The sequence below is a fragment of the Kitasatospora sp. NPDC057500 genome (genome assembly GCF_042802195.1).
In the GTDB taxonomy this organism is placed as follows: domain Bacteria; phylum Actinomycetota; class Actinomycetes; order Streptomycetales; family Streptomycetaceae; genus Kitasatospora.
Genome location: NZ_JBHVER010000092.1, coordinates 22895 through 29752 on the forward strand (window position 1 = coordinate 22895; position 6858 = coordinate 29752).

General features: G+C 70.3%; 6 protein-coding genes. All 6 read left to right on the forward strand.

Annotated elements, in window-relative coordinates; all coding sequences use genetic code 11:
- Window positions 1–50: 50 nt before the first annotated feature.
- Complete coding sequence (locus ACFU74_RS20520) at window positions 51–1403, forward strand: M16 family metallopeptidase (protein WP_380758653.1); 1353 nt, start codon at window positions 51–53, stop codon at window positions 1401–1403.
- Window positions 1404–1416: 13 nt separating this feature from the next.
- Entirely contained in the window at window positions 1417–2163 is a 747-nt protein-coding gene (dapB, locus tag ACFU74_RS20525; protein ID WP_380758655.1) for a 4-hydroxy-tetrahydrodipicolinate reductase, read from the forward strand.
- 7 nt (window positions 2164–2170) lie between these two features.
- Window positions 2171–2656: a hypothetical protein gene (locus ACFU74_RS20530; RefSeq protein ID WP_380758657.1), complete on the forward strand. Its 486-nt coding sequence runs from the start codon at window positions 2171–2173 to the stop codon at window positions 2654–2656.
- Window positions 2653–3384 carry an FAD-dependent thymidylate synthase gene (gene thyX, locus ACFU74_RS20535; RefSeq protein WP_380758659.1) on the forward strand — a complete coding sequence of 244 codons (732 nt, stop codon included), beginning with the start codon at window positions 2653–2655 and terminating at the stop codon, window positions 3382–3384. Before ACFU74_RS20530 ends, thyX begins: the two co-directional genes overlap by 4 nt.
- A gap of 271 nt (window positions 3385–3655) precedes the next feature.
- Window positions 3656–4555 (forward strand): 4-hydroxy-tetrahydrodipicolinate synthase, encoded by a 900-nt coding sequence (gene dapA / locus ACFU74_RS20540; RefSeq protein ID WP_380758661.1) that lies wholly within the window; start codon window positions 3656–3658, stop codon window positions 4553–4555.
- Window positions 4556–4725: 170 nt separating this feature from the next.
- A complete protein-coding gene (locus ACFU74_RS20545) occupies window positions 4726–6411 on the forward strand; it encodes a ribonuclease J (RefSeq protein ID WP_380758663.1) in 1686 nt (561 codons plus the stop codon).
- Window positions 6412–6858: the final 447 nt, after the last annotated feature.

A 6858-nucleotide genomic window follows, 5' to 3' on the forward strand; every position in this document is an offset into this window, starting at 1 on the left:
TGTCCCCCCACGCCCATTCGGCGGACCGCTTTTTCTACGGAGGTACCCCCGTGGCCCAGGCCTCGGCGGCGACGCAGCGCCCCGGCACGACCCGGACCCTGCTCAAGGGCGTGGACGGCGCCGGAACCGTGCGCCGCACCGTCCTCCCCGGCGGCCTGCGCGTCGTCACCGAGACCCTGCCGACGGTGCGCTCCGCGACCTTCGGCATCTGGGTCGGCGTCGGCTCGCGGGACGAGACCCCCCAGCTCAACGGTGCCACCCACTACCTGGAGCACCTGCTCTTCAAGGGCACCGAGCGGCGCAGCGCGCTGGACATCTCGGCCGCCCTGGACGCGGTCGGCGGCGAGATGAACGCCTTCACCGCCAAGGAGAACACCTGCTACTACGCGCGGGTGCTCGACACCGACCTGCCGCTGGCCATCGACGTGGTCTGCGACATGCTCACCGGCTCGCTGATCCGCCCCGAGGACGTCGAGGCCGAGCGCGGCGTCATCCTGGAGGAGATGGCGATGGCCGAGGACGACCCGGGTGACGTCGTCCACGACCTCTTCGCCAAGGTGATCTTCGGCAGCGGCCCGCTCGGCCGGCCGATCCTCGGCACCCAGGAGACCATCCACTCGCTCACCCGCGACCAGATCGCCGGCTTCTTCCACCGCCGCTACAAGCCCGAGCACCTGGTCGTCGCCGCGGCGGGCAACCTGGACCACCGCAAGGTCGTCCGGCAGGTCGAGAAGGCCTTCGCGCCGCTGCTCGCCAAGTCCGAGGCCGTCCCCGCCGAGGCCCGGCGCGGCGTCAAGGCGCTGCGGACGGCGGGCAGGGTCGAGGTGCTCAACCGGTCCACCGAGCAGGCCCACCTGGTGCTGGGCGTGCCCGGCGTGCCCCGGCACGACGAGCGCCGCTGGGCGATGGGCGTGCTCAACGCGGCCCTCGGCGGCGGCATGAGCTCGCGGCTGTTCCAGGAGGTCCGGGAGAAGCGCGGCCTGGCGTACTCGGTGTACTCCTACTCCTCCTCGTACGCGGACAGCGGCCTGTTCGGCATCTACGCCGGCTGCCAGCCCAAGCGGGTCGAGGAGGTGCTGCGGATCTGCCGCGAGGAGCTCGCCAAGGTGGTCGCCGAGGGCATCACCGAGGAGGAGCTGCGGCGCGCCATCGGCCAGATCTCCGGCTCCACCGTGCTCGGCATGGAGGACACCGGTTCGCTGATGAACCGCATCGGCAAGGCCGAGCTGAGCTACGGCCACCACCTGTCGGTGGACGACATGCTGGCGAAGATAGCGGCGGTGACCCTGGACGACGTCCACGAGGTCGCCCGTGATGTGCTGGGGGCCTACCGGCCTTCGCTGGCGCTGATCGGTCCGGTCAACGACAAGCGGGCCGCGAAGCTCGCCGACCTGCTGGTGTGAGAGGACTTTCGCTATGACGCTGCGTGTCGCCGTGATCGGCGCCAAGGGACGGATCGGCTCGGAGGCGGTCGAGGCCGTGGAGGCCGCGCCGGACATGGAGCTGGTCGCCGCCCTCGGCCGCGGGTCCCGGCTGGAGGAGCTGACCGAGGCGGGCGCCGAGGTGGCCGTAGAGCTGACCCACCCCGACTCGGTGATGGGCAACCTCGACCACTGCCTGCACCACGGCATCCACGTGGTCACCGGCACCACCGGCTGGACCGAGGAGCGGCTGGCCACCGTGCGCGGCTGGCTCGACGAGGCCCCGGAGCTCGGCCTGCTGATCGCGCCGAACTTCTCCATCGGCGCGATCCTCGGCATGAAGTTCTCGCAGATCGCCGCCAGGTACTTCGAGTCGGTCGAGGTCGTCGAGCTGCACCACGACGGCAAGGCGGACGCCCCCAGCGGCACCGCCACCCGCACCGCCCAGCTGATCGCCGCCGCCCGCGCGGAGGCCGGCCGCCCGGTGCAGCAGGACCCGACCACCCACAGCCTGCCCGGCGCCCGCGGCGCCGACGTCGACGGGGTGCCGGTGCACGCGGTGCGGCTGCGCGGCCTGCTCGCCCACCAGCAGGTGATGTTCGGCGACACCGGCGAGACCCTCACCATCCGGCACGACTCGCTGCACCACAGCAGCTTCATGCCGGGCATCCTGCTCGGCGCGCGCAAGGTCGTGGAGACGCCCGGGCTCACCCTGGGCCTCGAACACTTCCTGGACCTGTGAGCCCGGCATGACCTCCCGTACCGGCTTCTTCGTCCTCTCCGGCGTGCTGGCGCTGGTCGCGCTGCTCTGCGTCGGAGAGGGCGTCCAGCTCATCGCCACCGGCAAGCCGCTCGGCATCGGCATGGGCCTGTGCGCCTTCGTCATCCCGGTCGTCGGCCTCTGGTTCCTGCGCCAGACGGTCCGCTTCGGCCGGGACAGCGAGCGGCTCGCCCGTGAGCTGGAGGCCGAGGGCGGCCTGCCGGTCGACGAGCTGAAGCGCACCGACGGCGGGCGGATCGACCGCGCGTCGGCCGACGCGGTGTTCGCGCGCCGCAAGGCCGAGGCCGAGGCCGCCCCCGGCGACTGGCGGGTCTTCTTCCGCCTGGCCGTCGCGTACGCCGACGCCGGCGACGTACCGCGCGCCCGCAGGACCATGCAGCACGCGATCCGGTTGCACCGCACCACCGCTACCACCGGCACCACCATCACCAAGCCTGCGAGGAGTAACGCGTGAGCGACGACACGACGGCCCCCCGGTTCCGCAGCGACGTCACCGTGGACCTGGTCCGCAGCGCCGCGACGGACTCGGACGTCATCTGGGCGGCCAGGGTCTCGACGGCGGGGGAGCAGTCCCTGGAGGCGCTCCAGCAGGACCCGGAGAAGTCCGCGGGCCTGATCAACTTCCTGATGCGGGACCGGCACGGCACGCCGTTCGAGCACAACTCGATGACCTTCTTCATCAGCGCGCCGATCTTCGTCTTCCGCGAGTTCCACCGCCACCGCAGCGGCTGGTCCTACAACGAGGAGTCCGGCCGCTACCGCGAGCTGGAGCCGGTGTTCTACGTGCCGGGCGAGGACCGCAGGCTCGTCCAGCAGGGCCGCCCGGGCCGCTACGAGTTCGTCGAGGGAACCCCCGAGCAGCACAAGACCGTGACGGCCTCGATGGAGGCCGCCTACCGCGAGGCGTACGAGCGCTACCAGGAGATGCTGGCGGCCGGCGTGGCCCGCGAGGTCGCCCGCGCGGTGCTGCCGGTCGGGCTGTTCTCGTCGATGTACGCGACCTGCAACGCCCGCTCGCTGATGCACTTCCTGTCGCTGCGCACCAAGCGGGAGAACTCGGCGGTGCCGTCGTTCCCGCAGCGCGAGATCGAGATGGTCGCGGAGCGGATGGAGGAGCAGTGGGCCCGGCTCATGCCGCTCACCCATGCGGCCTTCGAGAAGCACGGCCGGGTCGCCCCCTGACCTGCGGCGACGGGCATCCGGGGAGAGTGTCTGGCATGTCTGGATTGCGGCATATCTGACCGCTCCCTACGCTCGTGAACACGGATTCCGGTGCTGCTTGAACCCCCGAGCACGCAGCACCGGAATCCCATGTCCCCACTGCTTGAACCGCCTCCGCCGGGGCGGAGCGCGGCCGGTTCGCAGCCGGTCGACCGCCGGCCCGCCACCACGGCCGTCCGAACCGTGGACCGGCCTGGGTGCCGCCCCACCGCCTACGAGTAGTTTTGGACGCATGGCTCCGACCTCCACCCCCCAGACGCCCTTCGGGCGGGTCCTGACCGCGATGGTGACACCGTTCACCGCCGACGGCGGCCTCGACCTCGACGGCGCCCAGCGCCTCGCCGCGCACCTCGTCGACTCCGGCAACGACGGCCTCGTCGTCAACGGCACCACCGGGGAGTCCCCGACCACCAGCGACGCCGAGAAGGCCCAGCTCGTCCGCGCCGTGGTGGAGGCGGTCGGGGACCGGGCCCACGTGGTGGCCGGTGTCGGCACCAACGACACGCACCACAGCGTCGGGCTGGCCCGCCAGGCCGAGGCGGCCGGGGCGCACGGCCTGCTCGTGGTAACGCCGTACTACAGCAAGCCCCCGCAGGAGGGCCTGTACCGGCACACCGTGGAGATCGCCGACGCCACCGGGCTGCCGGTCATGCTGTACGACATCCCCGGTCGCAGCGGCGTCGCGCTGAGCCACGAGACGCTGGTCCGGCTCGGCGAGCACCCGCGGATCGTCGCCAACAAGGACGCCAAGGGCGACCTCGGCGCCGCGGCCTGGGCGATCGCCCGCTCGGACCTCGCCTGGTACTCCGGCGACGACATCCTCAACCTGCCGTTGCTGTCGGTCGGAGCCGTCGGTGTCGTCAGCGTGGTCGGCCATGTGGTCGCCGGCGAGCTGCGGGCCATGGTCGAGGCCTACCTGGCCGGCGATGTGGCCAAGGCCACGGCCGTGCACCAGCGCCTGCTGCCGGTCTTCACCGGTATCTTCCGCACCCAGGGCGTCATCCTCGCCAAGGCCGCGCTGGACCTCCAGGGCCTGCCCGCCGGCCCGCTGCGGCTGCCCCTGGTCGGCGCGACCCCCGAGGAGATCGCGCAACTGAAGAAGGATCTCGCCGACGGCGGGGTAGACCTCTAACAGACACGGACGTGCGCGCCCCGGCTCGCCGGACCCTCACGGGACCGCCGCTGGACCGGACCGAAGGCGCGAGAGCACAGACCTGGTAGGAAAACGACACTGAGAACGCACGCCATATGTCTCGCGGGGGAGGACCCCGGACATATGGCGTGCGTCGTGAGGAGAGTCTTTTGAGCCACCCGCATCCCGAACTCGGCGCGCCGCCGGCCCTCAAGGCGGGCGCCCTGCGCATCACCCCGCTCGGCGGTCTCGGCGAGATCGGCCGCAACATGACGGTCTTCGAATACGGGGACCGCATTCTCATCGTCGACTGCGGCGTCCTCTTCCCCGAGGACGAGCAGCCCGGCGTCGACCTGATCCTCCCGGACTTCAGCTACATCCGGGACCGCCTCGACAAGATCGACGGCATCGTCCTCACGCACGGCCACGAGGACCACATCGGCGCCGTCCCGTTCCTGCTCCGGGAGAACCCGGACATCCCGCTGATCGGGTCGAAGCTCACCCTCGCGCTGATCGAGGCCAAGCTCGCCGAGCACCGCATCCGCCCGTACGTGCTGGAGGTCGCCGAGGGCGACCGCGAGCGGATCGGCCCCTTCGACTGCCAGTTCATCGCGGTCAACCACTCCATCCCGGACGCGCTGGCCGTCGCCGTGCGCACCCCGGCCGGCATGGTCGTCGCCACCGGCGACTTCAAGATGGACCAGCTGCCGCTGGACGGGCGCCTCACCGACCTGCCGACCTTCGCCAAGCTGGCGGAGGAGGGCATGGACCTGCTGCTGGTGGACTCCACCAATGCCGAGGTCCCCGGCTTCATCCCGCACGAGCGGGACATCTCGGCCGCGCTGCGAAACGTTTTCGCGAACGCCGAGAAGCGCATCATCGTCGCCTCCTTCGCCAGCCACGTGCACCGCATCCAGCAGGTGCTGGACGCCGCGCACGAGTACAAGCGCAAGGTCGCCTTCGTCGGCCGCTCGATGGTCCGCAACATGGGCATCGCCCGCGACCTCGGGTACCTGAAGGTGCCGGGCAACATGGTCGTGGACGTCAAGCAGCTGGACGACCTGCCGGACAAGGAGGTCGTGCTGATCTGTACCGGCTCGCAGGGCGAGCCGATGGCCGCGCTGTCCCGGATGGCCAACCGCGACCACCAGATCCGCATCGTCGAGGGCGACACCGTCGTCCTGGCGTCCTCGCTCATCCCGGGCAACGAGAACGCCGTCTACCGGGTGATCAACGGCCTGACCCGCTGGGGCGCCAAGGTCGTGCACAAGGGCAACGCCAAGGTGCACGTCTCCGGCCACGCCTCGGCCGGCGAGCTGCTGTACTTCTTCAACATCTGCAAGCCGCGCAACCTCATGCCGGTGCACGGCGAGTGGCGCCACCTGCGGGCCGCGGCCGACCTCGGCGTCGCGACCGGCGTCCCGCGCAACCGGGTGGTCATCGCCGAGGATGGCGTCTGCGTCGACCTGGAGGGCGGCGTCGCCCGCATCGTCGGCAAGGTGCAGGCCGGCTACGTCTACGTCGACGGCTCCTCGGTCGGCGACATCACCGAGGCCTCGCTCAAGGACCGCAAGATCCTCGGCGAGGAGGGCTTCATCTCCTGCTTCGTGGTGGTCGACTCCGCCAACGGCAAGATCGTCGGCGGCCCGAGCATCCAGGCCCGCGGCTCCGGCATCGACGATGCCGCGTTCGTTCCGGTCGCGGCCAGGCTCCAGGAGGCGCTCGACCGCTCGGCGAGCGACGGCGTCCTGGAGATCCGCCAGGTCCAGCAGCTCGTCCGCCGGACCATCGGCAAGTGGGTGGCGGACAACTACCGCCGCCGCCCGATGATCCTGCCGGTCGTCGTCGAGGTCTGAGCCTCCCCGGCGTGATTTGACGTGGGGCAGCCCGGTGCGTAATGTTCTCCGGGTTGCCCCACGGGACGGCCCCCAGTCGAAGTTCTCGAACTGAATTCGAGAACGGAGCGGGAAAACGGCCCGAGAAACTCTGATAGAGTTCGGGAGCGCCGAAAGGCCGAAGCAAATCGGACGAAAGAAACTCCGGAAAACGGAGCGGAAAACATCTGATAAGCTGGAAACACGAAAGAACGAAGCGCCCGGAGGGCCGGTGTGAAAGCCGCCCGAAGGAAGCGTCCGTTCCTTGAGAACTCAACAGCGTGCCAAAAGTCAACGCCAGATATGTTGACATCCCCGGCCTCGGACTTGTTTCGGGGTTGGAGATTCCTTTTGAAATAACACAGCGAGGACGCAGTGCGCGGGATCACCCTATTCCGGTGGTTGCCGTGCCGCTCAACGCGGGTGTGA